At 46.1% G+C, this 1,882-nt stretch carries 2 protein-coding genes; both read right to left on the reverse strand.

Annotated features, from left to right (window positions below):
* Positions 1-124: 124 nt before the first annotated feature.
* On the reverse strand, positions 125-1,018 hold the full coding sequence (gene trpC, locus ACTXGO_RS13105; protein ID WP_443574833.1) for an indole-3-glycerol phosphate synthase TrpC: 894 nt from the start codon (positions 1,016-1,018) through the stop codon (positions 125-127).
* A gap of 60 nt (positions 1,019-1,078) precedes the next feature.
* A partial coding sequence (trpD, locus tag ACTXGO_RS13110) for an anthranilate phosphoribosyltransferase (RefSeq protein WP_443574834.1) occupies positions 1,079-1,882 on the reverse strand: 804 nt, incomplete at its 5' end.

Consider the following 1,882-nt stretch of genomic DNA (forward strand, 5'->3'; position numbering starts at 1 on the left):
GGCCTTTACTTAATTGACCTTTAAGTTCTTGAAGCTGGTTTTGCATCTCTTTTGAAAATAGGGAATTTGCCATAATGGTTGCTGTATCGTTGATGAGTGAATAAGAGGATTTAGTTTGCTTATTTTACGCGCCAGCAGGGATGCTAGCAAGTAGCGACTGCAGGGCTTGTCCAGGATGATCAGTCTTCATAAAATGTTCACCAATCAAGAAGTGCTCAATATCATTGTCGAGCATTAAGCGAATATCATCCACGCTATGAATACCGCTTTCGGTCACGATAAGAGGTTTTTGTGTGTGATTGTCGCCAGCCGATGTATCTACTGATAAGGCGTCCACCAAAAGGTTTTTTAGTTTAAGGGTGTTTTGCAGATCAACTTCAAAGGTGTTCAAATCACGATTGTTGATACCATAGATATTATGGTTCGAGCGCGGTAGCGTTAGTGCTCGCTCAAGCTCATTTTGTGTATGTATCTCAATCAAAACATCCATACCCAGCTCTAAACTTAAAGCGTGTAGCTCTGCCACTTGTGCGTCATCAAGGCAAGCCATAATCAGCAAAACACAGTCCGCACCTAGTAGATACGATTGATAAATCTGATAGACATCTATCATAAAGTCTTTACGCAATATAGGTAGGCTAGACTCATTACTTGCCTGCAAAAGAAAAGTATCATCGCCTTGAAAATAATCGCGATCGGTCAGTACCGATAGACAACTGGCGCCCGCTTGCTCATATTGCTTGGCAAATAGAGCAGGGGAGAAGTTATGATTAATGATGCCTTTGGACGGTGAGGCTTTTTTGATCTCAGCGATGACACCTATGCCGTTCTCCACCGTAACAGCTTCTCGCAAGGCGTTGGCAAAACCGCGACGAGGATGGTTGTCATTAGCGGCTTGCTCTTGCAATACGGCTAAGGGTTGCTCTTTTTTGGCAGCAGCAACTTCATCGTATTTGGTTTTGATGATACGTTTTAGCACTGAGGGTATATGAGTTTGCGTATCGGTACTTGTCGTCATGGTATTTCCAAGTATTTTAGTTTAAGCGTTATTTAGTTTAGTGTTTACTACTGTACATCCCTAAGCACCAGACGCAAGCTTTTGTGTATAGGCTGCTAGAGAGTCAAGCTTACGAAGAGCATCACCGTTTTGGATAACAGCCTGAGCACGGTTGACGCCATTCGGGTAGTTGCTCGCCAGACCCGCAGTATAAATAGCAGCGCCTGCATTGAGCGCAATCATGTCACGGGCTTTGAGCACCGCGCGGTCATGAGTCTCCTCTCCTGAGAGCGCAGCGCGTATTAGCTCAAGACTGTCTTTAGGCGACTCTACATCGAGACCAATAAGCGTTTGTGATTCAATACCTGCATCCTCTGGCATTAGCTCATAAACCGATATCTCACCGTCTTTAAGTTCTGCGATGGTAGTAGAAGTCGCAAGGCTAATTTCATCAAGGCCATCTTTGGCACCGACGACCATCACATGATTGGCGCCTAGATTTTTCATGACTTTGGCGATAGGCTCACACAGCTGCGCGGTAAACACGCCAATCACCAAATTAGGCACGCCAGCTGGATTGGTCAAAGGGCCCAAAATGTTAAAGATGGTGCGGGCTTTGAGCTCACGGCGTATCGGATTGGCATAACGCATAGCGCTGTGGTGATTGGGCGCAAACAAAAACCCAATACCCTCATTTTGAATACACTCTAGCGCCTGATCGGGAGTAAGGGCTAAACTAATACCGGCTTGTTCCAATAAGTCTGAGCTACCGGACTTAGTTGAGACGCCGCGATTACCGTGCTTGGCAACTTGCGCGCCAGCCGCGGCGGCAACTAATGCTGAGGCAGTAGAGACATTGAATAGATTAGCGCCATCACCGCCCGT

The sequence above is a fragment of the Psychrobacter sp. T6-1 genome (assembly GCF_052258445.1).

Bases quoted from the DNA above. Each gene is read 5' to 3' on its own strand.
- trpC (WP_443574833.1), bottom strand. From the start codon at position 1,018: ATGACGACAAGTACCGATACGCAAACTCATATACCCTCAGTGCTAAAA.